Origin of the sequence: Janibacter sp. HTCC2649, from assembly GCF_000152705.1 — a bacterium.
In the GTDB taxonomy this organism is placed as follows: Bacteria; Actinomycetota; Actinomycetes; order Actinomycetales; family Dermatophilaceae; genus Knoellia.
Window position 1 is genome coordinate 796,234 of record NZ_CH672413.1, and the last position, 22,544, is coordinate 818,777.

Genomic DNA, 22,544 nt, shown 5'->3' on the forward strand with positions numbered 1-22,544 from the left:
GCGCAGGTTATCCGGCAGGGAATGATGCGGGGTATGCCGTCCGCCTCCGACCTGCCTTCCCGCGTCGCTGCGCGATCGCGCATCGAGGCTCGCATCCGCACCGACCGGCTCTCCGGTCGGCTCGCGTTCATCCTCCAGTGCGGCGTCGGGGCAGCCCTGGCGTGGTGGCTCGCGAAGGACGTCTTCCACCACCCCTTGCCGTTCTTCGCCCCCGTGACGGCGATCATCTCGCTCGGCCTGTCCTACGGACAGCGGGTCCGGCGGGCCGTCGAGGTGATGGTCGGCGTCGCGATCGGCGTCCTCATCGGCGACATCTTCGCCCACCTCTTCGGCAGCGGAGTCCTTCAGCTGCTCATCGTCATCATGCTGGCCATGACCATCGCGTCGCTCTTCGGCGCCGGGCTGCTCATCACCATCCAGGCGGGGGTGCAGGCAGCGATCATCACGACCCTCGTGGCCGCGCCAGGTCAGGCGTTCACGCGCTGGCTCGACGCGGTCATCGGTGGCAGCGTCGCGCTCGCCATCAGCGCCCTCGCCCCGGCGACCGGGCTGCACCGACCACGACAGCAGGCCGCCCGGGTCGTCGAGGAGATCTCCGGAATCCTGACCGAGACCGCCCGGGTCCTCCGAACGCACGACACCGCCCTCGCCACCCGCACCCTCGAGCGGGCACGGGCCTCGGAGTCAATGCTCGTCGAGCTCCAGTCACTGGCCTCCGAAGGCGTCGCGGTGGTGCGGCTCTCCCCCTTCCGCCGGCGCCACCTTCCCGGGGTCCAGGCGATCGCCGACCTGCTCGAGCCACTCGACCGGAGCATCCGCAACCTGCGGGTCCTGGTCCGGCGGGCCGCGGTCGGGACGCGGCGTCACGAAGTGGTCCCACCGGCATACGTCGCCCTCATCGACGACCTCGCGCGGTCGTGCGACGACATCGCCCGCGAGCTGCACGAACGCCACGAGCCCGTGTCGGCACGGCCCGGGCTGCGCCGGCTGGGCGAGCGCAGCGCTGCGATCGACCCGGCCTCCGGCCTGTCCGGAGAGGTGATCCGGGCGCAGGTTCGGTCGATGGTGGTCGACCTGCTCCTCCTCACTGGCGTGCCCCTGGAGGAGACGGGCGGCTATGTGCCTGTTTCTGCTCGGACGAGCGACGGCGCCGACGAGGATGAGTCGACGCCCTCCTAGGGTTGTGGGCGTGGCGATCGAAGCAGTGACCGACGTGGACGACCTCACGACCGAGGTGGAGCGACTCGTCGCCGAACGCGGACCCCGCTGCGGCGCTGTCACCGTCGTCGCGATCGACGGGCCCAGCGGATCCGGCAAGACGACGCTCGCCGCCGACCTCGGGCGAGACCTCGACGCCCTCGTGCTCCACGTCGACGACATGCACCAGGGGTGGACCGGTCTCCTCGCGACCGTGTCGCTGGCCCGTACTTCTCTCGTCGATGCCTGGTCGCGCGGCGAACCCCCCAGCCACCCCGCCTGGGACTGGGAGGACGAGGTGCGCGAGCCCGATCGGGCCGTGCCGCGCGCCGACGTCGTCGTCCTCGAAGGGGTCGGAGCGTTTGCGATCGCTGGCGCGAAGGCGTCGGCGAGCATCTGGGTCGAGGCTCCCCATGACGAGCGCAGGGAGCGCGCGATCGCCCGCGACGGGGACGTGTTCGCCTCGCACTGGGACGTGTGGGCCGACCAGGAACGACAGTTGTATGCCGTGTCCCCCGGTCGCGACGACGCTGACCTTCGCGTGGACACCGGTCTCGCGGAGAAGTCGCCCGTGCCCGCCGATGCGCCCGGTGGCCCGTCGCTCACGCTCGTCATCGTCGGCGTCATCGCCGTCTCGCTGAGCATGCGCACGCTCATGACGTCGCTGCCGCCGTTGTTGCCGCGCATCCGGGACGACCTCGGCCTGAGCTCGGTCTGGCTCGGGGTGCTCACGACGCTGCCCGTGCTCTGCATGGGGCTCCTGGCTCCCGCCGCCGCTCGGCTCGGGCTGCGCATCGGCGTGGCCAGGTGCATCTCGCTCGCCATGGTGGCGGTGGCTGTCGGCAACCTCGTGCGCGGTTTCGGGCACGAGGCCGTGGCGCTCTATCTCGGCACCTTGTGTGCCGGAACCGGCATCGCGCTCGCCGGCACGTTGCTGCCGGGGATGCTCAAGGGCTTCTTCCCTGCCGGGCGCGCCGGACTGGCAACCGGTCTGCAGATGTTCGCGATGATGGGCGGCGCCGCCGTGGCCGCCGCCGTCTCGGTGCCGTTGGCCGGGGCTCTCGGCGACTGGGACCTTTCGCTCGGCTTCTGGGGCATCGTTGCGGCCGTCGGAGTCGTGTTCTGGCTCCCGGTCGACCGAGCAGTGCACCGCGGTGGAGATCACGACCAGCACCCTGCCGACGTCGGTCACCGGTTGCCCTGGCGCAGCACGACTGCCTGGCTGGTCGCTGGCTTCCTCGCGATCCAGTCATGGCAGTTCTACTCGACCCTGGCGTGGCTCTCCCCCACCTATGTCGGCCATGGCTGGGACGCCCGGGATGCCGGGCTGCTGCTCTCTGTCTTCACCGGTGCGCAGTTCGTCTCGGGCCTCGTCGGTCCCGCGATCACCGACCGCGTGGGCGACTGGCGGATCCCGCTCGTGGGCGCCGGGCTGTGTGGACTCGCCGGCCAGACGGGCGTCTGGGCTGCTCCCGAGGCTGCGCCGTGGGTGTGGGCCCTGTTGCTGGGCGCCGCTCAGGGTGCGTCCTTCGCCATCGGTCTGGTCCTGCTCGTCCGGTATGCCGTGTCGCCGGCTGCCGCTGCCCGCTTCACGGCGATGGCGTTCCTCGTCTCCTACACCGTCGCCTCGATGGGGCCGACGACGATGGGCGCGGTGCGAGACCTCACCGGCGGCTACTCCGCGATCTGGTTGGTCCTGGCGCTGCTCATGCTTGCCCAGCTCGCCGCCACCCTGACCCTCAAACCCAGCCGAGCCCCCGTCCGCTGACCCCGCCCCGCCGACTTCGTGCCCCGCACGGACATCATCCGGCGGCTTCGTGCCCCGCACGGACAAGATCTGGCGCCTTCGTGCCCCGCACGGACAACATCTGGCGTCTTCGTGCCCCGCACGGACAAGCGGAGCGCAGCGACGTCTGTCTGTGCGGGGCACGAAGAGGATTGCCGGTGGCACCGCCGCATCTCCATCGGCCCGCCGACCTGCATGGGTCTGAGCCAGAGCCCAGCGTCTTCGTGCTCCGCACGGACAAGCGGAGCGCAGCGACGTCTGTCCGTGCGGAGCACGAAGAGGGTTTCGCACGGACAAGCGGAGCGCAGCGACGTCTGTCCGTGCGGGGAACGAAGAGGGTTTCGATCAGGGGTGGGTGCGGGACTCGGCCACGAGGTCGGCGAGGCGCTGGGCCTCGGAGCGGGCCGAGGCGCCATCGGCGCGCTGGATCGCCATCACCGCAACGGACTCGGTGTCCTTGAGGTGCAGGGTCGCCCACGGGTCGCCCTCGTCGAAGGTCACGTCCGCGACCTCGTCCCACGCGATGTCCCGGCGGCCGACGAGGTTCTGGATCGTGAGCCCCTCGTCGCCCGGCACGGCCCTGACGCTGGCCCAGCGCCACAGCACGCCAGCAATGGCGACGCCGAGAACACCCATCATGAGCCGGTCGGCGATGACCCAGTCGCCCCCCGCGTCCGGACCCGCCACGAGCAGGGCGAGGACGGTGAAGAGCACCACCGACAGGACCCCCATGACGATCGCCATGGTCCGGCCACGACGTGACCGGAACGGCGCCCTCGAGACCTCGTCGGTCACAGGCGGCACGCCGCGATGTCAGTGACGAGGATGGCCCGGGCACCGATCTCCCAGAGCTGGTCCATGACCTGGTTCGTCACGGACCTCGGGACCATGGCGCGCACGGCCTTCCAGTCCGGATTCTGCAGGTTCGAGACCGTGGGCGACTCGAGGCCGGGCGTGATCGCGCAGGCCTCATCGACGAGCGCGGCCGGAACGTCGTAGTCGAGCATCACGTAGTGGCGAGCCGTGACGACACCGAGCATGCGTCGGTGCAGCACCTCGATGCCCGAGTCCTCGTGGCTCCCGTCACGGCGGATCAGCACGGCCTCGCTGCGCAGGATCGGGTCACCGAAGACCTCGAGGCCCTGGCTGCGAAGCGTTGCGCCAGTCTCGACGACATCGGCGATGACATCGGCGACACCCAGGGTGATCGCCGTCTCGACGGCACCGTCGAGGCGCACGACCTGCGCCTGAACACCGTGCTCGGCCAGGTGCTTCTCGACGAGACCCTGGTAGCTCGTGGCCACCCGGCGACCCGCGATGTCAGCGACGGCCGAGACGGTTCCGGGCTTGCCGGCATACCGGAAGGTCGAACCACCGAAGCCGAGCGTCATGACCTCGGTCGCGGCACTGCCCGAGTCGAGCAGCAGGTCGCGACCGGTGATGCCGCAGTCCACGGTGCCGGAGCCGACGTAGACGGCGATGTCGCGCGGGCGGAGATAGAAGAGCTCGACGCCGTTGGCCTCGTCGTTGACGACGAGCTCCTTGGAGTCGCGACGCGTGCGGTAGCCCGCCTCGCGCAGCATTTCGGCGGCGGGGTCAGCAAGGGAACCCTTGTTGGGAACGGCAATGCGCAGCATGAGGGGCTCGTGTCTCAGAGGTGGGTGTAGACGTCGTCGAGGGTCAGACCCTTGGCGACCATGAGGACCTGCAGGTGGTAGAGCAGCTGGGAGATCTCCTCAGCCGCGCGCTCGTCGCTCTCGTGCTCGGCGGCCATCCAGACTTCGGCGGCTTCCTCGACGATCTTCTTGCCGATGGCATGCACGCCCGCGTCCAGCTCCGCGACGGTGCCCGATCCCTCCGGACGGGTCGCGGCCTTGTCGGTGAGCTCGGCGAACAGCGCGTCGAAGGTCTTCACGCGTCAATCGTACGAGGGGCCAGGTCGCGCAAGGTCACGGCGGTGGCCACGGCGGCCTGAGCGGCCTCCGCGCCCTTGTCCTCGCTCGACCCCGGCAGGCCCGCTCGCGCCAGGGCCTGCTCGGCCGTGTCGCAGGTGAGGACACCGAAACCGATGGGGACACCGGTGCGGATGCTCACGTCGGTGAGGCCATGGGTGACTCCGCTGCAGACGTACTCGAAGTGCGGGGTGCCGCCACGGATGACGACCCCGAGCGCAACGAGCGCGTCGTAGTGGGGTGCGAGGCGGGCGCACGCCACTGACAGCTCGACGGTGCCGGGGACGCGGATCACCGGGACATCCGGCAGCCCGGCCTCGGTGAGCGCGTCGACGGCTCCGTTGACGAGTCCGTCCATGACCGCCTTGTGCCAGGACGCGGCGACGATGGCGACCCGCAGTCCGGTCCCGTCGGGGAGGACCTCAGGTGCTCCGGCTTTCATGCGCTTGCCTCCGAGGAGTCGTGGGAGTCGAGCACGAGGTCGTGCCCGAGCCGGTCGCGCTTGGTGCGCAGGTAGCCCGCGTTCGTCGCCACTGGGGCGACCTGGAGGCGCTCGATGGTCGCGACGTCGATGCCGGCTGAGCGGACGGCCGCCACCTTGTCAGGGTTGTTGGTGAGCAGTCGCACCGCGCTCACCCCGAGGTCATGGAGGATCGCGGTCGCGGCTGAGTAGTCGCGGGCGTCGATCGGCAGACCCAGCTCCTCCTGAGCGGTGACGGTGTCAGCACCGGTGTCCTGCACGGCATACGCCGCGATCTTGTCGGCCAGGCCGACACCCCGACCCTCGTGGCCACGCACGTAGACGACCACGCCGCCCTCGCGAGCGACGCGGCACTGGGCCCGACGCAGCTGGGGGCCGCAGTCGCAGCGTGCCGAGCCGAAGACGTCACCGGTGAGGCATTCACTGTGCAAGCGGGTGAGGACCGAGCCGGCTCCGAGGCCCAGCGGGCTGACGAGCGCGAGGTGCTCATCGCCGGTGAGGGTGTCGCGGTAGGCGTGGACCGTGAAGACCCCGTCGGCCGTCGGCAGCGTCGTGGTCGCGTGGCGGACGACCCGGTCGTGACGCTGTCGGTGGGCCACCAGCTGCTCGATCGTGATGACGGGCAGGTCGTGCTCGGCGCCGAGGTCGAGGACGGCGGGAAGACGCATCATCGTGCCGTCGTCGTGGGTGAGCTCGGCGATCGCACCGACCGGCTCGAGTCCGGCGAGTCGGCACAGGTCGACGGCCGCCTCGGTGTGGCCACGACGGGCGAGCACTCCCCCGTCGCGGGCCCGCAGCGGGACGACGTGGCCGGGCCGGATGAAGCTCTCGGCCGTCGCCGTGGTCGACGAGAGGAGGCGCACCGTGTGCGCGCGATCAGCCGCGCTGATGCCGGTCGTCACGCCCTCGGCTGCGTCCACCGTGATCGTGTATGCCGTCCGCAACCGGTCCGCGTTCTCCCTCACCATGAGTGGGAGGTTCAGTCGGTCGGCGACCTCGTCCGGCATGGGGGCGCAGACGTAGCCCGAGGAGTGGCGGATGGTCCAGGCCATCCACTCGTCCGTGAGGGTCTCGGCAGCCAGGATGACGTCGCCTTCGTTCTCACGGTCCTCGTCGTCGGTGACGAGCACCGGACGACCGCCGCGAAGCGCCTCAAGGGCCTCCTCGATCGTCGAGAGCCGGGTCATGAGTTCACCTCGACCAGCTCGCGCTCGGGATCCTTCTCCTCGCGAGAGGCCTTGAGCCACACCGTGAAGCCGTAGAGCACCAGGACTCCATAGACCACGAAGAGAATCGCCGTCGGGTAGTACTGCGAGTGCCACAGCAAGGGCACTCCGACGAGGTCGACAGCGATCCAGGCCAGCCAGAAGTCGTTCCAGCCGCGGGCCATCGCATAGGTCGCGACCATCGAGCCGACGAAGATCCAGGCGTCGCACCAGAAGTACCAGCGCGGCGCGGGCCAGCCGGCCCCGATCACCGAGAACACCCACTGGAAGACCAGCACGCCTGCGACGGCTGCCACGAGGTATGCCGTCCGCTCGCGGACCGTGGCCCAGCGCGGCGTGATCGCAGCGGCGTTCGCGTCACCGCGGGCCTTGCGGTGCTCGTTCCAACGCCACCAGCCGTAGATGCTCGTCAGGATGAAGAAGACCTGCCGTCCGGCCTGACCGAACAGGGGCTGCTGCGCCTGGGCATCGAAGGTGGCACCGATGAACACGGTGAACAGCAGGACGTTGCCAACGATCCCGATGGGCCAGGCCCAGACGCGGCGCCGCAGCCCGCCGATGGCCGAGGCGAAACCGAAGGCGTTGCCCACGATCTCGCGCCAGGTGATGGGGTGGCCGGCGATGGTCAGGTGCGCCTCGTAGAGCCGGGTGAAGATGTTCATGCGGAGATCTCCTTGGAGGTGAGCAGGCGTTCGACGTATTTTGCGAGGACGTCGACCTCGAGATTGACGGTGTCGCCAACGACCCGGTGGCCGAGCGTCGTGAGGGCGAGCGTTGTGGGGATGAGCGAGACGCTGAAGGTGTCGTCGGTGATGGCCGAGACCGTGAGGCTGACGCCGTCGACGGTGATCGAGCCCTTCTCGACGACGTAGCGCGCGAGGTCCGCGGGCAAGGTGAAGGTGACGACCTCCCAGCGATCACCCGGGACGCGTTCGAGGACCACAGCTGTGCCGTCGACGTGCCCCTGGACGATGTGCCCGCCGAAGCGGCTCGAGGCGGCCATGGCGCGCTCGAGGTTGACCGGCGCTCCGGCCACGAGCTCGCCAAGACCGCTGCGGGACAACGTCTCTGCCATGACGTCGACGGTGAACCAGCCCGCGTCGACGTCATGTTCGACCACCGTGAGACAGACGCCGTTGACGGCGATGGACGCGCCGTGGACGGCATCGCTCGTCACGAGCGGGCCGCGCAGGGTGAGGCGTGCGGACTCGTCGCCCAGGTCGATGCGGTCGACCTGACCGAGTTCTTCGACGATGCCGGTGAACATCAGCGGGACTCCTCGAGGATGGTGGTGATGCGGATGTCGTGCCCGATGATTCGGGTGTCGGTGGGCTCCAGGCGGAGCGCGTCGGCGATGGTCGTGATGCCCAGGTCGCTCACGGACTGGCGACCGCGGCCGAGCAGAACGGGCGCGATGTACGCGACGATCTCGTCGACGAGTCCGTCGGCCATGAAGGCGGCTGCCACGGTGGGCCCGCCCTCGAGCCAGACGTGGTGGATCTCGCGCTCTGCGAGGTAGGCAACGACCTCACGCGGCTGGCGGGTGCGCAGGTGCACCGTCTGCGCCGAGTCGTCGAAGACGCGCGCGTCCGGAGCAAGGTCGCGCAGCCCCATGATCACGCGCAGCGGTTGGTGGTCGTGCAGGGTGCCGTCGGCTCGGCGTGCCGTGAGCCGGGGGTCGTCGGTGAGGGCCGTGCCGGTGCCCACGATGATGGCCCCGCAACGCGCGCGCTGCTCGTGGACGTCCTGCCGCGACTCGGGCCCGGTGATCCACTGGCTCGTCCCGTCGGCCGCCGCGCTGCGGCCGTCGAGGGTCGCCGCGAGCTTCCAGGTCACCCAGGGGCGACCCGTCCGGATGCGATGCAACCAGCTGCGGTTGAGCGCCGTCGCCTCGGCCTCGAGCAGGCCGCCCTCGGTCGCGACACCCCGCTCAGCCAGCCACGCGGCACCGCCGGCGGCGGACGCGTTCGGGTCGCTCACGGCATACACGACGCGTGAAACTCCCGCGGCAGCCAAGGCGTGCGAACACGGTTCGGTTCGTCCGGTGTGGTTGCAGGGCTCAAGCGTGACGTATGCCGTGCAGCCCTTCGCGCGCTCGCCTGCGGCTGCGAGGGCGGCGGCTTCCGCGTGGGGCGTGCCCGCACCCTGGTGCCACCCCTCGGCGACGAGCGCGCCGTCGGGGTCGACAAGGACACAGCCGACGCGCGGGTTGGCGTCGGACTCGGGTCCGAACGCCCCCACGACCAGGGCGCGCAGCATCCACTGCTCGTCGGTCGTGCTGTGCTCCTGCATTCGTCCTGCCCTCGTGCTCGAGACCTGGTGGTCGAGCTCCGGGGGACGTGCAGCGGGTGCCGTCGACGCATGACGCCGGACGGCGCGACCCCGAAAGGTCCCGCTGTCGCGTGCTGCCTACCATCCGGACTTTAACCGTCGGTCTGGGAGTTCCACCCAGTCAACCGACCGCTGGCTGCGGTCGGGTCGCGGACTGTCACCGCCGGTTCGGAATTGCACCGACCCCGGAGCACGTCAGAACCCAGTATGCCGCAGCCGACCCCCGACTCCGCAGTTCTGTCCACCGTGACATCGCCCACCGTCGGACTGGGCGTCAGGGGAAGGTGACTCCGAAGACATCGAGCAGCCCCGGGGCGGCGTCGAGGTCGAGGCGCGCGCCCTTGAGTCGGTTGTCCCGTGGATCGAGGGCGAGCCCACGGGTGCCCCGCAGGTCGGTGTCGCGCAGGTCGGTGTTGGAGAAACGGGCCCCCGACAGCTCCGAGCCACCGAAGTCGACACGACGCAGGTCGGCATCGGTGAAGTCGACGTCGGTGAGGACGCAGTCGCGAAAGACGAAGGCATTGAGGTCGAGACCGGCGAACGTCGTCCCGTCGAGGCGGCAGCGTTCGAACCGCAGGGGCTGCGCCAGGAGAGAACCCGCTCCTGTGACCGTCCAGTTGACCGCGAGCATCTTGCAGCCAAGGAAGGTGCACTCGACGAAGCGGGTGTCGGTCAGGTCCGTCATCGAGAAGTTGCAGCTCGTGAAGGTGCACTCCTCGAAGACGCAGTCGATCAGCCTGGCGCTCTCCCAGCTGAAACCGTTGAGCTCCTCACCGACGAGCTCGCGACCGCGCAGCGTCGCACCGGCGGGAAGTGACTCCAGCACCTGGTCGACCACGGTCAGTGGGCGTGTGACGCTGCGAGAGAGCGGAGTTCGTTGACGGCACCGGCAGCGGACTCGGCGCCGTAGACCGCCGACCCGGCCACGAACACGTCGGCCCCGGCCTCGGCGCACTTCTCGATGGTCTTGGCGGACACTCCCCCGTCGACCTGGATCCAGATCTCGCCGCCGTGGCGCTCGACGGCCTGGCGGACCTCGGCCACCTTCGCCATCTGGTCGGCCATGAAGGACTGCCCCCCGAAGCCGGGCTCGACGGTCATGACGAGCACCATGTCCAGCTCGGGCAGCAGGTCGGCGTAGGGCGCCCACGGGGTTCCGGGCTTGATCGCCATGCCGGCGCGGGCACCGGCGGCGCGGAGCGCACGGGCCAGCGTCTGGGGGTCGCGCGCGGCCTCGATGTGGAACGTCACCGACTGCGCGCCGGCCTCGGCATACGCCGGAGCCCAGCGGTCGGGGTCCTCGATCATGAGGTGGCAGTCGAGCGGGATCGGCGACACCTTGAGCAGCGACTCGACGATCGGCAGCCCGAGCGTGAGGTTGGGGACGAAGTGGTTGTCCATGACGTCGACGTGCGCCCAGTCGGCGTTCGAGATCGCCTCGAGCTCGGACTGGAGGTTGGCGAAGTCGGCGGAGAGGATCGACGGTGAGATCTGCACGCGAGCAGCCTACGGGTGGGACGGCAGCCGGCCCGAGGACCCTCAGGCCTTCTTGCGCAGCAGCGTGAAGAACATCGCGTCGGTGCCGTGCACGTGCGGCCACAGCTGCACCGACGGGCCGTCGCCGAGGTCGTGGAGGACCTCGCCGGAGGCGTCGCGGAAGAACTCGCGAGCGTCGACGACGTCGATGTCGTCGCGCTTCTTCAGCACGTCGCGCACCACGAAGGTCGTCTCGGCCGGGTGCGGGCTGCACGTGGCGTAGCCGACGAGTCCACCCGGAGCGACCGCATCGAGGGCACTGCGCAAGAGGTCGCGCTGGAGCGGGCCGAGCTGGACGAGGTCGCTCGGCTGGCGACGCCACCGGGCTTCGGGTCGCCGACGCAGCGCGCCGAGACCCGTGCACGGCGCATCCACGAGAACGCGCCCGTATGCCGCCGGCTCGGCTTCTCCGACCTCGCGGCCGTCCGTGGTGCGCACCTCGATGCGCCGCCCCGCGGCCCTGGCCAGCGCGATGACGGGTTCGAGGGTGCTGCGGACGAGGTCCGCGCGGTGGTCACTGATCTCCACGGCGACGAGGTCGGCGTCGGCCTCGACGGCGAGCGCTCCGAGGACGCCGCTCTTGCCACCGGGTCCGGCGCAGAGGTCGAGCCAGCGGTGGGGCACGTCGGAGTCGACGGGGGCCATGGCGAGGGCGGCGGACAGGAGCTGCGATCCCTCGTCCTGGACCGCGGCGCGTCGGTCACGGATCGCGGCGATGGCGCCGGGCTCGCCGTGCTCGAGGACGGCCCCGAACGGTGAGGTCGCACTGGCCGTGGCACCGGCATCGACGAGCTCGTCGACCGTCGCGAGGCCGGGGCGGGCCACGAGGCTCACCTTGGCGGGGATGTTGTCGCTGTCGAGGAGCTCGCGCAGCTCGCCGTCGACGGTCTCGGCGGTGGCCCGACCCCCGGTGAGGAGGGCGCCACGCAGGGCGCTCACGACCCATTCGGGGTGCGAGTACTCCACGGCGAGCGCTGCCGTCGAGCCGCCCTCGGGAACGACCTGGGTCACCCACTCTTCGCGGGTGCGTTCGCTGATCCGGCGCATCACGGCGTTGACGAAGCCACTGGCCCCTGCGCCGCTCACGGTGCGGGCGAGCCCGACGGTCTGGTCGGCCGCGGCGTGCGTCGGCACCCGCATGCCGAGCAGCTGGTGGGCCCCGAGCCGGAGGACGTCGAGGACGCCGCTGTCGATCGTGGATGTCGAGCGATCGGCCGCCCGCTCGATGACGGCGTCGTAGAAGCCCTGCATCCGCAGCGTCCCGAAGGCCAGCTCGGTGGCGAATGCCGCGTCGCGCGAGTCCAGTTTGTGGCGACGAATGATGGCCGGGAACTCGAGGTTCGCGTACGCGCCGTCATCGACCGCCCGAAGGAGTGTGTATGCCGCGAGCCGTGCCGGTTCGGCGTGCTTCGCGCGCTCGCTCGGCTTCTGCAGGGAGCGCTGGCTGCCACGGGGGCCCGAGCGTCCTTGGGGGCGTCGGGGCTGGGCGGAGTCGGGGGCGGGCATCAGGTCAGCGTAGTGGCGCGACCGAGCACCTCACGCGCGTCGATCCGCACGCCCCGGGCCCAGTCAGCGGCCGCCATGGGCTTCTTGCCCTGGGGGCGCACCTCACCGAGAGTCACCACACCGGACGCCGTGCCGACGTGGACTGCCTTCTTGGTGACGTGGACCTCCCCCGGGCTCAACGGTTCCGAGCTCTCTCGGGCCTCGAGGGCATCAGCGCCGGCAACGACGAAGGGACCGATTCCGAGCCGCTCGCCCCGAAAGGTCGTCCACGCACCCGGCGCAGGGGTGCACCCGCGCACGTGGCGACTCACGGCATACGCCGGCGTCGTCCACGTGATCTCCGCATCGGCGGTCGTGAGCTTCGCGGCGTGCGAGACGCCTTCGGCGGGCTGGGGCACGGCGTGCAGGTCGCCGCTCTCGAGGCCGTCCATCGTCGCGACGAGCAGACCCGCGCCGGCGTGGGCCAGGCGGTCGAGAAGCACACCGGAGGTGTCGTCAGGGCGGATCGTCTCGGTCATCAGCCCGAGGACAGGTCCAGTGTCGAGGCCCGCCTCGATGACGAACGTCGTGGCACCGGTGGCCTCGTCGCCGGCCATGATGGCGCGCTGCACCGGGGCGGCTCCGCGCCAGGCCGGGAGCACCGAGAAGTGCAGGTTGATCCAGCCATGGACCGGGATGTCCAGGACGTCAGGCGGAAGGAGCGCGCCATAGGCGACCACGGGGCACGCATCGGGCGCGATCTCACGCAGCCGCTCCTGGAACTCCGGGTCACGCGGAGACACCGGCGTGAGCACCTCGATCCCACGCTCGACCGCCAGGGCCTTGACCGGCGAGGGGTGCAGGGTGCGACCGCGACCCGCACGGGCGTCGGGTCGGGTGAGGACCGCGACGACTTCGTGCGGTGAGGCCAGCAGGGCCTCGAGGGCGGGCACGGCGGTCTCGGGGGTGCCGGCGAAGACCAGCCTCATCGGGGGTTGCAGCTCTGGCTCGTCACGCAGGTCAGTCTACGAAGGGTCGCGAGGATCGAGCCGAGCGGTCAGGGGCGCCGTGTCCTTGCGCGCAGAGCGACGGGCCCGCATCGCCGCCACCTCGGCCGCGAGGGCCGGGCCGTCGGACAGCGGTGCACTGAGCACCATCCGCTCGGTCTCGGCGTCGACGGGCAACGGGCCGAGGACCCGCACGGACTCCCCCAGCCGCATCTCGGTCACGGCGGCTTGGAGCGCGGCCCGGGCACCGGTCAGCGTCGCCACTCGCGCCGTCGGGGGCAGGGAGAGTTCCGTGCGCTCGGCCAGCTCGCGGTCGGCGAACCACGCCGGGTCCCAGCGCACGAGCGCTTCGATGGCAGGGACAGTCGTGTGCGTCGGAACCCCCGCGAGCACAGCGACTCCCCCATCAGCCGCACCGCGGGTGAGTGCGACAGCGTTCATCCACCGTCGCAGCGACTCCTCGGCCGCGTCCAGGGTCGGGCGGTCGAGCAGGGCCCACGCGTCAAGGAGCAGGCAGGCGGCATACCCGCCGTCGGCAACGGGCTCGGCACCCGGCGTCGAGATCACGAGGCGCGGCTTGGCATCGACATGGTCGACGACGGCTCCGGCGCCCGAGGTCGCCACCGGCACACCCGGGAACGCTCGCCCCAGCTCCTCGGCCGTCCGGCGCGCGCCGACAACCGACGAGCGCAACCGTGGGGACCCACAGTGCGAGCACTCGAAGCGAGTCTCGACCGCTCCGCACCAGCGACAGGTCGGCGGCTGACCGGGACCCGCGAGTCCGAGCGGACCAGCACACACCCGACAGCGCGCCGGTCGTCGGCAGTCCTGGCACGAGAGCGAGGGCAGATAGCCGCGTCGAGGCACCTGCACGAGCACGGGTCCGCGAGCGAGAGCGTCCTTGGCGACCTGCCAGGCCATCGACGGCAGGTGCGCTCGGGCGGCTGCGGGATCCCGGGCCAGGTCGGACCCCTCACCGGCGACGCGCACCCGGGCCACGACCTTGCGCAGCGCGGACCGGTCGACATCGAGGCCGACGACGACACCTTCCGCGCACCACTGCGCCAGCGCCGCGCTGCGGGTGAACCCAGCGCTGAGCAGCGCGGCCCCTTCGAGCTCGGCGCGGATCCGGGCCACCTGCCGCACCTGCGGGTAGGGCGCCCGCGGCTCGTCGTGAAGGTCGTCGCCGTCGTCCCACCATGCGACCAGACCGAGGTCACGCACCGGGGCGAACGCCGCCGCCCGGTTGCCGACGACAACGCGCGCGTGACCGCGCACCAGCTTCAGGTATGCCGTGTAGCGGGCCTGCGGCCCTTGGTCCGCGGTGAGGCGGACGTGGTGCCCCTTGCCGAGGCGTTCGGTGAGCGCGGCCTCGACGCGCACGACGTCGCGCGCGTCGGGAACCACGAGAATGCTGCCGCGGTCGCCGGCCAACGCTGCCGCCGCCGCGTCGGCCAGCAGGCGCGGCCAGTCCTCGGTGGGTTCGGTCGTCGGCGCTGCGAGCACCGAGGCTGCCGGACCCTCACCGGCGGTGACCCGGGAAAGGAAGGCCGGCCCCACGGCATACCGGCTCCAGGCGGAGGACACGGAAACCGGCACGGCGTCGACGTCAGGTGCGTCGAGCGCAAGGGCCTTTTCGGCAGCGGCGTGGCGAGGCGGCACGGCAAGCCGCAGCACATCACCCACGACCCCGCCGTAGCGACGCGCCACCGCCTGGGCGGTCGCGAGCACCAGTGGGGTGAGCACCGCCTCGGGCGAGACCACCCGCCGGATGAGCGCCAGGCGGCCTTCGTGTTCGGGTTCGGCCGTGCGTGAGATGACGAAGCCGTCGAGGTCCTGTCCGGCGAACCGCACCTTGACCCGCACGCCCGGCGAGACGTCGTCGGCCAGGACAGCGGGCACGAGGTACTCGAACGGTCGGTCCAGGTGCGCGAGCCCCGTGTCGACGAGCACGGACGCCACGGGGTCGACCTCGGCGACGGGCTCGCCCCCCGTCTTGGGTTTCGGCCGAGGCCGGGCAGCAGGCTGGATGAGCTCCAGCTGCGTCCCCTCACCCGGCTCGGTCATGTCCCGAAACTAGACGATGGGGCGGACAGGTCAGGTGTCGAGGTGCTGCAGCAAGAGCGCCGTCGTCTCGTCGGGACGCTCGAGTGACGGGAGATGGCCAGCCCAGGCGAGCTCGACCAGCTCGGCGCCCGGCACCTCGCGGGCCAGCAGGGTGGCGATGTCGCGGTGGTGCGCGACGTCGTGGGCCCCGGCGACGACCAGCGTCGGTGCCGTCACGGCCCGCGGGTCGACCTCGATGTGTTCCGCCCGCGGCGGCGGGTCCTGCTCGTCGGCGGCGAGCTGCACCTCGAAGGCACGGCGCTGCATCCGGGCGATGTCGTCCCGCACCTGCGGCGAGGCCTCGGGACCGGCCCAGAGGTCGACGTTCAGCGCGGTGGCCCCCTCCACGTCACCGGCCTCCAGCAGCTCGTCCTCCCGCTCGCCGAAGGCCAGGACGACGGGGTCGGTGACCTCGAGCCCGCGGTACGCCGGGCAGAGCAGGACGAGCGATGAGACCCGGTCAGGATGACGGGTCGCGAGCTCGAGCGCCACCCGTCCGCCGAAGGAGGCGCCGACGACGGCAGCCCGCTCGATGCCGAGCTCGTCGAGGAGGTGCACGACGTCGTCGGCGTCGGCGTACGTCTCCCCCGGCTGCGGCGTCTCGCCGAAGCCACGCAGGTCCGGCGCGATGACACGGTGGCCGGCGGCGAGGCCCTGGAGCAGCGGCGACCACATCCCCCTGTCGGTGACAGCCGAGTGGAGTAGCACGACAGCGGGTCCACTGCCCTCGTCGTCGTGCGCGAGGAGCAGCGGGTCCGAATTGTCGGTGGTCAGCGTCTTCAGCCCTTGACCGCGCGCTGGAGGTCCTCGACGCGGTCGAGGCGCTCCCAGGTGAACGGGTTGTCGTAGCCAGCCGCCTCGGTGCGACCGAAGTGGCCGTAGGCCGCGGTCGGCTTGTAGATCGGGCGGAGCAGGTCGAGTGCGTCGAGGATCGCGGCGGGCCGCAGGTCGAAGACGGACAGGATCGCGTCCTGGATCTTGTCGGCCGGGACCGTCTCGGTGCCGAAGGTCTCGACGTAGATGCCGACGGGCTGGGCCTTGCCGATCGCGTAGGCGACCTGGACCTCGCAGCGACGGGCGAGGCCCGCGGCGACGACGTTCTTGGCGACCCAGCGCGTGGCGTAGGCGGCCGAGCGGTCGACCTTGCTCGGGTCCTTGCCCGAGAAGGCGCCGCCACCGTGGCGGGCCATGCCGCCGTAGGTGTCGACGATGATCTTGCGACCGGTGAGGCCGGCGTCGCCCATCGGACCGCCGATGACGAACGTCCCCGTCGGATTGATGAGGGAGCGGTAGTCGGAGGTGTCGAGGTCCGTGCCGTGCTCGGCCAGCTCGGCGAGCACCGGTGCGATGACGTGCTTCTCGATGTCGGGGCTGAGCAGTCCGTCGAGGGAGATGCCGTCGGCGTGCTGGGTCGAGAGGACGACGGTGTCGAGCTTGACGGCCTTGTCGCCGTCGTAGCTGATCGTCACCTGCGTCTTGCCGTCCGGGCGGAGGTAGGCGAGCTCCTCGCTCTTGCGGACCGCCGTGAGTCGCTCGGCCAGGCGGTGGGCGAGGTAGATCGGGAGCGGCATGAGCTCGGCGGTGTCGTCGCAGGCGTAGCCGAACATGAGGCCCTGGTCGCCGGCGCCCTGCTTGTCGAGCGGGTCGATTCCTCCCGTGCGGCTCTCATAGGCCGTGTCGACGCCCTGCGCGATGTCGGGGCTCTGCTGACCGATGGAGACCTCGACGCCACAGGAGGCGCCGTCGAAGCCCTTGGTCGACGAGTCGTAGCCGATGCCCAGGACCGTGTCGCGCACGATCTTGGGGATCTCGACGTAGGCCTCGGTGGTCACCTCACCGGCGACGTGGACGAGACCAGTCGTCACCATCGTCTCGACGGCGACACGGGCTCCGGGGTCCTGCGCCAGCATGGCGTCGAGGATCGAGTCGGAGATCTGGTCACAGATCTTGTCGGGGTGACCCTCGGTGACGGACTCGGACGTGAACAGGCGTGCAGCCACCCGGGGTACTCCTTCGTGCGGAACGGTTCATCGCGCCGTCGCGGCGCGAGACCGCCAAATCTAACCCGTCCCGATGCCCGGCGGGGGTGGCGCCCACCACATGGGAGGTGATGCGCCCCACGAGGGGCCGTTCTCGGGCCGCAGGACTCGTCGCGAGATGCCAGAATGTCCGCGTGAACGACCGGCCGGAGACCTTGGCCCCTCAGAGTTCGTCACGTCCCACGATCACGTCGGCGGCGAGCTCGACATCCGGCGACCCCCTCGACCTCCTGGCCCGGGCCCAGATGCTCGCCGACCAGGTGCGCGGCGAGTCGATCCGCGAGGTGGCCGAGGCCCGTCGCGACGCCGCTCAGGTGCGGGCCCGCACCGCCGACGCCCTCTCGGAGCTCGAGAACGTCGAGGCCACCCTGGCCGCTGCCCGCGCCGAGGCTGACTCGGTCATCGAGGCAGCACGCCAAGAGGCACAGGCCCTCCTTGCCGACGCGTCAGATCAGGCCAACCTCCTGCGCGCCCGCTCGTCCAAGACCGCCGACGAAGCCCTGTCGATCGCTGAGGACGACGCCGCAAAGCGCCTTGCCGATGCCGATCGCCGGGCCCACGAGATCCTCGAGACGGCGGAGCGCTCGAGCCGAGAGCTTCTCGACCGGACGGCGGCCGACGTTGCCACGGCTCGCTCCGCGTGGGAGGCCGACCGCGCGACCGCCGAGGTGGAGATCTCTCGCCTGCGCGAGCTGGCCGAGGTCGAGGCAGCAACGCTTCGCAGCGAAACAGACGCGTATGCCGCCGCGCACCGTGACGATGCCGAGCGTCACGTGAGTGCCCGGCTGGCCGAGATCGACCGCCTCACCTCTGATGCCTCGAGTGAGCGCGAGCAGGTCCTCCAGCAGGCACGTGATGAGGCTGCCGCGCATCTCGAGCAGATGCGCGGCGAGGCCGACGGCGTCGTGGAGTCCGCCCAGACCCACCTGGCGTGGGCGCAGGCGACGGTTCGCGAGATCCTCGACAAGACCGAGCGTGAGACGTCGGCCCAGAGGCGTGAGGTCCACCAGGCCCTGGCCGAGCGCGCCAAGCAGAGCCGGGACCGAGCAGCGACCCTGCTCGCCTCCGCAACGGCCCGATCCACCGACCTGGGTGCCGAGGCCGCGGCCGAGTCGGACCGGACCCGCGCCCAGGCCACGTCAGTTCTCGAGGAGGCCAGGGCCGACGCTGCGCGCACCCTCGACGACGCTCGCCGGGAGGCCGAGCGGATCACGCAGAGTGCCCGCGAACGCGCCCAGGAGGCGGAGGCCCGGGCCGAACGCCGACTGGGCGAGGCCGAGCGCGGTGCCCAGCTCGTGCGCCAGAGCGCCGCCGACGACATCGAGCAGTTCCAACGCCAGGCACATGAGCAGCACCGGGCCGCTCGTGCCGAGATCCTGCGGATCACCGACGAGGCACAGCGCCGCTCCGACGAGATCCGCGCCGAGGCCCAGGACAGCGTGACCCGTGCCCGAGCCGAGGTGGCCGTTCTGGCTGCCCGTCGCGATGCCATCACGACCCAGCTGGGCGACCTCAGCGGCGTCATCGATGCCCTGTCCGTCGCCGACTTCCCCTCCCCTGCCCCCACCGACGAAGAACCCCTGCCACCGCCCACCCAGCACCAGGAGTCCCGATGAGCACGCCCCAGTTCCCGACGATCTTTCGTGGCTACGACCCCATCCAGGTCGATCGTCACCTCGCGTCGATCGGTGACACCGTCGATGCAGCCCGCCAGGAGGTCGCTCAGATCACCGTCGAGCTGACCAAGGCCAAGCAGCAGAACGCGGACCTCGCCTCCACCCTCAAGGAGCACAAGGCCCTCGTGGCCTCGCTCGAGGCCAAGGAGTCGCAGGTCTCGTCCCCGACGTTCGCCCACCTCGGCGAGCGCATCGGCACCATGCTGGGTCTGGCCGACGAGGAGGCCACGTCCATCCGTGCCACCGCCACCGCGGAGGCCGACAAGCACCGTCGTCTGGCTGACGAGTCCTCGGCGACCGTGCGCGCCGAGGCCGACCGCTACGCCGAAGAGGTCCGCTCCCGCGCCGAGGTCGAAGCCTCCGAGGTCGTCGCCAAGGCGAAGCAGGACGCGACCGCGCTGCTCGACGACGCCGGCCGCGAGGCCTCTGCTCGTCGTGAGGAGGCCGAGGCCTACTTCGAGAACCAGCGCGCCCGTGCTGCCGCGGCTGCCGCCGACTTCGAGAGCACCCTGCAGGAGCGTCGCGACCGCGCCACGAGCGAGTTCACGCTCGCCCAGAGCAGCCACGAGGATCGTCTGCGCGAGCTCCAGGAGCGCACCGACCAGCTCGCCAAGGAGTCCGAGGAGGAGCACAGGTCCCGCGCGGCCGAGGCCGTCTCGATCCTCGACCAGGCCAAGGCCGAGGCGTCCGCCATGGTCACGACGGCCAAGGAGCAGGCCGAGCGGATCAGGCGTGACTCCGAGCGTGAGCTCGCGGCCGCCACTGCTCGCCGCGACAGCATCACCGCCCAGCTGAGCAACGTCCGCAACATGCTCGGCACCCTCGGCGGTGCGTCGTCCATCGGTCAGGCCGACCACGCCCAGGCCGCAGCCCCCGAGGCCGCACCCAAGGCCCCGGCCACCGCCGAGGCTGAGGTCCAGGCCGAGACTCCCGCCGAGGCTGAGGTCCAGACCGAGACTCCCGCCGAGGCTGAGGTCCAGACCGAGACTCCCGCCGAGGCTGAGGTCCAGACCGAGACTCCCGCCGAGGCTGAGGTCCAGACCGAGCCTGAGTCCAAGCCGAAGGTGAACGCGAAGACCCGCTGACCCAGTCGAGGTAGTACGAAACGCCGTGGGGAGCTTGCGCCCACGGCGTTTCGTACTACCTCGACCTGGTGAGGTCTTGCTCTTCTGTCAGAGGAGGGTGGCGACGACGTCCCAGACGGCGTCGGACACGGCAGCCTTGGTGGCCGGGCCGACCTCGACCGACTCTTCGCTGCCGCGTCGCAGGACCGTCACGGTGTTGTCGTCGGAGCCGAAGGTCTTGCCCTCGCCCACCTCGTTGACGACGAGGACGTCGCACCCCTTGCGCTCGAGCTTGGAGCGCGCGTGGTCGAGGACCGATCCGTTCTCGTCGCCGGTCTCGGCGGCGAAGCCCACGATGACCGGGGTCGCAGAACCCCCGCGGTTCTGCACCAGCTCGGCGAGGATGTCGGGGTTGCGCACGAGGGTGATCGTCGGAGCGGAGTCGTCCTCGGTGCCGTCGACGTGGGCCTCGTGCGTCTTCTTGATCTTGGACGGCGCATAGTTCGCCGGCCGGAAGTCCGCGACGGCGGCGGCCATGACGACGACGTCGCTGTGCGCAGCCGCCTCGATGATGGCCTCACGCATCTGCAGGGCGGTCTCGACCGGCACGACGTCGACGCCCGGGAGATCCGCAGCGGCGGAGGTCACGAGGGTCACCTGGGCACCACGTGCGGCGGCAGCGACTGCGAGGGCGTGGCCCTGCTTGCCGGAGCTGCGGTTGCCGAGGTAGCGCACCGGGTCGAGGGGTTCGCGGGTGCCACCGGCACTCACGACGACCCGCCGACCACTGAGGTCACCGCGCCGGTTCCCCTGCACCTCTGGCGCAGCGTCTGCGGAGGTGGCCGTTCCAGCGACCGCATCCGCAGACGCAACGGTGCGGGAAGCGGAGGCGGAGCGAGCCAGCTCACGCTCGCACACGGCATACAGGTCCTCGGGTTCCGGAAGGCGTCCGGGACCGGTGTCCTTGCCGGTGAGGCGACCACTGGCGGGTGGCACGATGTGCACGCCGCGCTCGGTGAGCGTCGAGACGTTGGCCTGCGTCGCGGGGTGGTCCCACATCTCGGTGTGCATGGCGGGGGCCATGACGACGGGACAGCGCGCGGTCAGCAGGACGTTGGTGAGCAGGTCATCGGCCTGACCGGTCGCGGCCTTGGCCAACAGGTCAGCGGTCGCCGGGGCCACGATGACGAGGTCGGCCTCCTGACCGAGGCGCACGTGCGGCACCTCGTGAACGGCTGACCACACGTCGGTGCTCACGGGCTTGCCGGACAACGCCGCCCACGTGGGGGCGCCGACGAAGTTCAGGGCAGCGGCCGTCGGCACGACGGTGACGTCGTGACCTGCCTCGGTGAGGAGGCGTAGGAGCGAACAGGCCTTGTATGCCGCAATGCCGCCCGCCACACCGAGGACGACGCGCACGGTGGGCTCAGTCCTCGATCTTCTCTGAGGTCAGCAGGTTGCCGTTGATCTCACGCAGGGCGATGGAGAGAGGCTTCTCGTGGACCTCGGCGTCGACGAGCGGGCCGACGTACTCGAGCAGACCGTCCTGGAGCTGCGCGTAGTAGGCGTTGATCTGGCGCGCGCGCTTGGCCGAGTAGAGGACCAGGGAGTACTTGCTGTCGGCGTGCGTGAGGAGCTCGTCGATCGGCGGGTTGGTGATGCCGATGGGGTTGGCCTTGGTGCCTGACACGGAATCAGTCTCGTTTCGTCTGGTGGGGGGTGCGCATCAATGATACGAGTTCGTCGGCCACACGCCGAACGTCGTCGTTCACGAGCGTCACATCGAACTCTTCGGCGGCAGCGAGCTCGGCCTTGGCCGTGGTCAACCGGACCTCTCGCTCCTCCTGCGACTCGGTGCCCCGCCCGACGAGCCGGCGGACCAGCTCGTCCCAGCTCGGCGGCTTGAGGAAGACGAACAGGGCCTCGGGCATGGTCTCGCGGACCTGTCGTGCACCCTGCAGGTCGATCTCGAGGAGCGCCGGTCGACCCGCGGCGATGGCCGCCTCGACCGGCCCACGGGGCGTGCCGTACTGGGCCCGACCGTGGACCGTGGCGAACTCGAGGAACTCGCCGTGGTCGACCATGCGGCCGAACTCCTCGTTGGACACGAAGTGGTAGTGCTTGCCGTCGACCTCGGTGGGCCGTGGTTTGCGGGTCGTGGCCGAGACCGACAGCCACACGTCGGGGTGGTGCTCGCGAACGTATGCCGCGACCGTGCCCTTGCCGACCGCGGTCGGCCCGGCGAGGACGGTGAGCCTGGACGTGCCGGTCACGCCTTGTCGAAGCGGGTGAGGAGAGCCGAGATCTGGTTCTGGCCAAGGCCGCGCACTCGGCGGCTCTCGCTGATACCGATGTCCTCCATGAGGGCCTTGGCCTTGACTCGACCGACGCCTGGCATCGACTCGAGCAGTGCGGAGACCCGCATCTTGCCGATCACGTCGTTCGACTTCCCTTCGCTGATGACCTCTTTGAGGTCGCCCTGGGCGTACTTGAGGCGGTTCTTGACGGCGGCCCGCTCGCGTCGAGCCTGCGCCGCCTTCTCCAGTGCGGCAGAGCGTTGCTCGGGGGTCAGTGGCGGGAGTGCCATGGCGGAAGTCCTCCGTGTGAATCTTTTACGGCGCTGCTTCTCAACACCTCCGGCGATTTAATCATGCTGAG

23 protein-coding genes and 1 riboswitch are annotated in these 22,544 nt (G+C 70.7%); of the genes, 4 read left to right on the forward strand and 19 right to left on the reverse strand.

Annotated features, from left to right (window positions below; all coding sequences use genetic code 11):
* The first annotated feature begins 33 nt into the window (after positions 1-33).
* Together JNB_RS03790 and JNB_RS03795 are read left to right on the forward strand one after the other, a co-directional pair.
* A complete protein-coding gene (locus tag JNB_RS03790; protein WP_009775088.1) occupies positions 34-1,179 on the forward strand; it encodes an aromatic acid exporter family protein in 1,146 nt (381 codons plus the stop codon).
* A gap of 10 nt (positions 1,180-1,189) precedes the next feature.
* The gene (locus tag JNB_RS03795; RefSeq protein WP_237700606.1) at positions 1,190-2,965 is read left to right on the forward strand and encodes an MFS transporter; all 1,776 of its coding nucleotides are present in this window, start codon (positions 1,190-1,192) and stop codon (positions 2,963-2,965) included.
* A gap of 363 nt (positions 2,966-3,328) precedes the next feature.
* On the opposite strand, the gene JNB_RS03800 is transcribed toward JNB_RS03795, so the two are convergent.
* The 15 genes from JNB_RS03800 to metK all read right to left on the reverse strand — a co-directional run bounded on the left by JNB_RS03800 (position 3,329) and on the right by metK (position 17,107).
* On the reverse strand, positions 3,329-3,727 hold the full coding sequence (locus tag JNB_RS03800) for a PH domain-containing protein (protein ID WP_148232244.1): 399 nt from the start codon (positions 3,725-3,727) through the stop codon (positions 3,329-3,331).
* Positions 3,728-3,774: 47 nt separating this feature from the next.
* Positions 3,775-4,620: an ATP phosphoribosyltransferase gene (hisG, locus tag JNB_RS03805; RefSeq protein ID WP_009775090.1), complete on the reverse strand. Its 846-nt coding sequence runs from the start codon at positions 4,618-4,620 to the stop codon at positions 3,775-3,777.
* Positions 4,621-4,634: 14 nt separating this feature from the next.
* Entirely contained in the window at positions 4,635-4,898 is a 264-nt protein-coding gene (locus JNB_RS03810) for a phosphoribosyl-ATP diphosphatase (protein WP_009775091.1), read from the reverse strand.
* Positions 4,895-5,377 (reverse strand): 6,7-dimethyl-8-ribityllumazine synthase, encoded by a 483-nt coding sequence (ribH, locus tag JNB_RS03815; protein ID WP_009775092.1) that lies wholly within the window; start codon positions 5,375-5,377, stop codon positions 4,895-4,897. The genes JNB_RS03810 and ribH overlap by 4 nt, the downstream gene beginning before the upstream one ends.
* On the reverse strand, positions 5,374-6,603 hold the full coding sequence (locus JNB_RS03820; RefSeq protein ID WP_009775093.1) for a bifunctional 3,4-dihydroxy-2-butanone-4-phosphate synthase/GTP cyclohydrolase II: 1,230 nt from the start codon (positions 6,601-6,603) through the stop codon (positions 5,374-5,376). The genes ribH and JNB_RS03820 overlap by 4 nt, the downstream gene beginning before the upstream one ends.
* On the reverse strand, positions 6,600-7,304 hold the full coding sequence (gene pnuC, locus JNB_RS03825; protein ID WP_009775094.1) for a nicotinamide riboside transporter PnuC: 705 nt from the start codon (positions 7,302-7,304) through the stop codon (positions 6,600-6,602). Before pnuC ends, JNB_RS03820 begins: the two co-directional genes overlap by 4 nt.
* Complete coding sequence (locus JNB_RS03830) at positions 7,301-7,909, reverse strand: riboflavin synthase (protein WP_009775095.1); 609 nt, start codon at positions 7,907-7,909, stop codon at positions 7,301-7,303. The genes pnuC and JNB_RS03830 overlap by 4 nt, the downstream gene beginning before the upstream one ends.
* Positions 7,909-8,934 carry a bifunctional diaminohydroxyphosphoribosylaminopyrimidine deaminase/5-amino-6-(5-phosphoribosylamino)uracil reductase RibD gene (gene ribD / locus JNB_RS03835; RefSeq protein WP_009775096.1) on the reverse strand — a complete coding sequence of 342 codons (1,026 nt, stop codon included), beginning with the start codon at positions 8,932-8,934 and terminating at the stop codon, positions 7,909-7,911. Before ribD ends, JNB_RS03830 begins: the two co-directional genes overlap by 1 nt.
* A 106-nt stretch (positions 8,935-9,040) precedes the next feature.
* A riboswitch (FMN riboswitch) is annotated at positions 9,041-9,171 on the reverse strand.
* 76 nt (positions 9,172-9,247) lie between these two features.
* Positions 9,248-9,811 carry a pentapeptide repeat-containing protein gene (locus JNB_RS03840; protein ID WP_009775097.1) on the reverse strand — a complete coding sequence of 188 codons (564 nt, stop codon included), beginning with the start codon at positions 9,809-9,811 and terminating at the stop codon, positions 9,248-9,250.
* Between the two features lie 2 nt (positions 9,812-9,813).
* A complete protein-coding gene (gene rpe / locus JNB_RS03845) occupies positions 9,814-10,470 on the reverse strand; it encodes a ribulose-phosphate 3-epimerase (RefSeq protein ID WP_009775098.1) in 657 nt (218 codons plus the stop codon).
* Between the two features lie 42 nt (positions 10,471-10,512).
* The gene (locus JNB_RS03850) at positions 10,513-12,015 is read right to left on the reverse strand and encodes an RsmB/NOP family class I SAM-dependent RNA methyltransferase (RefSeq protein WP_009775099.1); all 1,503 of its coding nucleotides are present in this window, start codon (positions 12,013-12,015) and stop codon (positions 10,513-10,515) included.
* Entirely contained in the window at positions 12,015-12,983 is a 969-nt protein-coding gene (gene fmt, locus JNB_RS03855) for a methionyl-tRNA formyltransferase (RefSeq protein WP_009775100.1), read from the reverse strand. Before fmt ends, JNB_RS03850 begins: the two co-directional genes overlap by 1 nt.
* Positions 12,984-13,019: 36 nt before the next feature.
* On the reverse strand, positions 13,020-15,068 hold the full coding sequence (locus JNB_RS03860; protein ID WP_009775101.1) for a primosomal protein N': 2,049 nt from the start codon (positions 15,066-15,068) through the stop codon (positions 13,020-13,022).
* Between the two features lie 30 nt (positions 15,069-15,098).
* Positions 15,099-15,815: an alpha/beta fold hydrolase gene (locus JNB_RS03865; RefSeq protein WP_237700607.1), complete on the reverse strand. Its 717-nt coding sequence runs from the start codon at positions 15,813-15,815 to the stop codon at positions 15,099-15,101.
* A 71-nt stretch (positions 15,816-15,886) separates the two neighbouring features.
* Complete coding sequence (gene metK / locus JNB_RS03870; protein ID WP_009775103.1) at positions 15,887-17,107, reverse strand: methionine adenosyltransferase; 1,221 nt, start codon at positions 17,105-17,107, stop codon at positions 15,887-15,889.
* 173 nt (positions 17,108-17,280) lie between these two features.
* Between metK and JNB_RS03875 the strand changes: the two genes are divergently transcribed.
* On the forward strand, positions 17,281-18,762 hold the full coding sequence (locus JNB_RS03875) for a large Ala/Glu-rich protein (RefSeq protein ID WP_009775104.1): 1,482 nt from the start codon (positions 17,281-17,283) through the stop codon (positions 18,760-18,762).
* Positions 18,759-19,907 (forward strand): putative cellulose-binding protein, encoded by a 1,149-nt coding sequence (locus JNB_RS03880; RefSeq protein WP_009775105.1) that lies wholly within the window; start codon positions 18,759-18,761, stop codon positions 19,905-19,907. Before JNB_RS03875 ends, JNB_RS03880 begins: the two co-directional genes overlap by 4 nt.
* 87 nt (positions 19,908-19,994) lie before the next feature.
* On the opposite strand, the gene JNB_RS03885 is transcribed toward JNB_RS03880, so the two are convergent.
* The 4 genes from JNB_RS03885 to mihF are packed head-to-tail and all read right to left on the reverse strand — an operon-like array spanning position 19,995 to position 22,473.
* The gene (locus JNB_RS03885) at positions 19,995-21,305 is read right to left on the reverse strand and encodes a phosphopantothenate--cysteine ligase family flavoprotein (RefSeq protein WP_009775106.1); all 1,311 of its coding nucleotides are present in this window, start codon (positions 21,303-21,305) and stop codon (positions 19,995-19,997) included.
* A 7-nt stretch (positions 21,306-21,312) separates the two neighbouring features.
* Entirely contained in the window at positions 21,313-21,576 is a 264-nt protein-coding gene (rpoZ, locus tag JNB_RS03890; protein WP_009775107.1) for a DNA-directed RNA polymerase subunit omega, read from the reverse strand.
* A gap of 4 nt (positions 21,577-21,580) precedes the next feature.
* Positions 21,581-22,159 (reverse strand): guanylate kinase, encoded by a 579-nt coding sequence (gene gmk / locus JNB_RS03895; protein WP_009775108.1) that lies wholly within the window; start codon positions 22,157-22,159, stop codon positions 21,581-21,583.
* Positions 22,156-22,473, reverse strand: a complete 318-nt coding sequence (gene mihF, locus JNB_RS03900) for an integration host factor, actinobacterial type (protein WP_009775109.1) — start codon at positions 22,471-22,473, stop codon at positions 22,156-22,158. The genes gmk and mihF overlap by 4 nt, the downstream gene beginning before the upstream one ends.
* Positions 22,474-22,544: the final 71 nt, after the last annotated feature.

Excerpts from the sequence above, each read along its gene's own strand:
- JNB_RS03790 (WP_009775088.1), top strand. The coding sequence starts at position 34 with ATGCCGTCCGCCTCCGACCTGCCTTCCCGCGTCGCTGCGCGATCGCGC.
- JNB_RS03800 (WP_148232244.1), bottom strand. The coding sequence starts at position 3,727 with ATGGCGATCGTCATGGGGGTCCTGTCGGTGGTGCTCTTCACCGTCCTC.
- hisG (WP_009775090.1), bottom strand. The coding sequence starts at position 4,620 with ATGCTGCGCATTGCCGTTCCCAACAAGGGTTCCCTTGCTGACCCCGCC.
- ribH (WP_009775092.1), bottom strand. The coding sequence starts at position 5,377 with ATGAAAGCCGGAGCACCTGAGGTCCTCCCCGACGGGACCGGACTGCGG.
- JNB_RS03820 (WP_009775093.1), bottom strand. The coding sequence starts at position 6,603 with ATGACCCGGCTCTCGACGATCGAGGAGGCCCTTGAGGCGCTTCGCGGC.
- pnuC (WP_009775094.1), bottom strand. The coding sequence starts at position 7,304 with ATGAACATCTTCACCCGGCTCTACGAGGCGCACCTGACCATCGCCGGC.
- JNB_RS03830 (WP_009775095.1), bottom strand. The coding sequence starts at position 7,909 with ATGTTCACCGGCATCGTCGAAGAACTCGGTCAGGTCGACCGCATCGAC.
- ribD (WP_009775096.1), bottom strand. The coding sequence starts at position 8,934 with ATGCAGGAGCACAGCACGACCGACGAGCAGTGGATGCTGCGCGCCCTG.
- JNB_RS03850 (WP_009775099.1), bottom strand. The coding sequence starts at position 12,015 with ATGCCCGCCCCCGACTCCGCCCAGCCCCGACGCCCCCAAGGACGCTCG.
- fmt (WP_009775100.1), bottom strand. The coding sequence starts at position 12,983 with ATGAGGCTGGTCTTCGCCGGCACCCCCGAGACCGCCGTGCCCGCCCTC.
- JNB_RS03860 (WP_009775101.1), bottom strand. The coding sequence starts at position 15,068 with ATGACCGAGCCGGGTGAGGGGACGCAGCTGGAGCTCATCCAGCCTGCT.
- JNB_RS03880 (WP_009775105.1), top strand. The coding sequence starts at position 18,759 with ATGAGCACGCCCCAGTTCCCGACGATCTTTCGTGGCTACGACCCCATC.
- mihF (WP_009775109.1), bottom strand. The coding sequence starts at position 22,473 with ATGGCACTCCCGCCACTGACCCCCGAGCAACGCTCTGCCGCACTGGAG.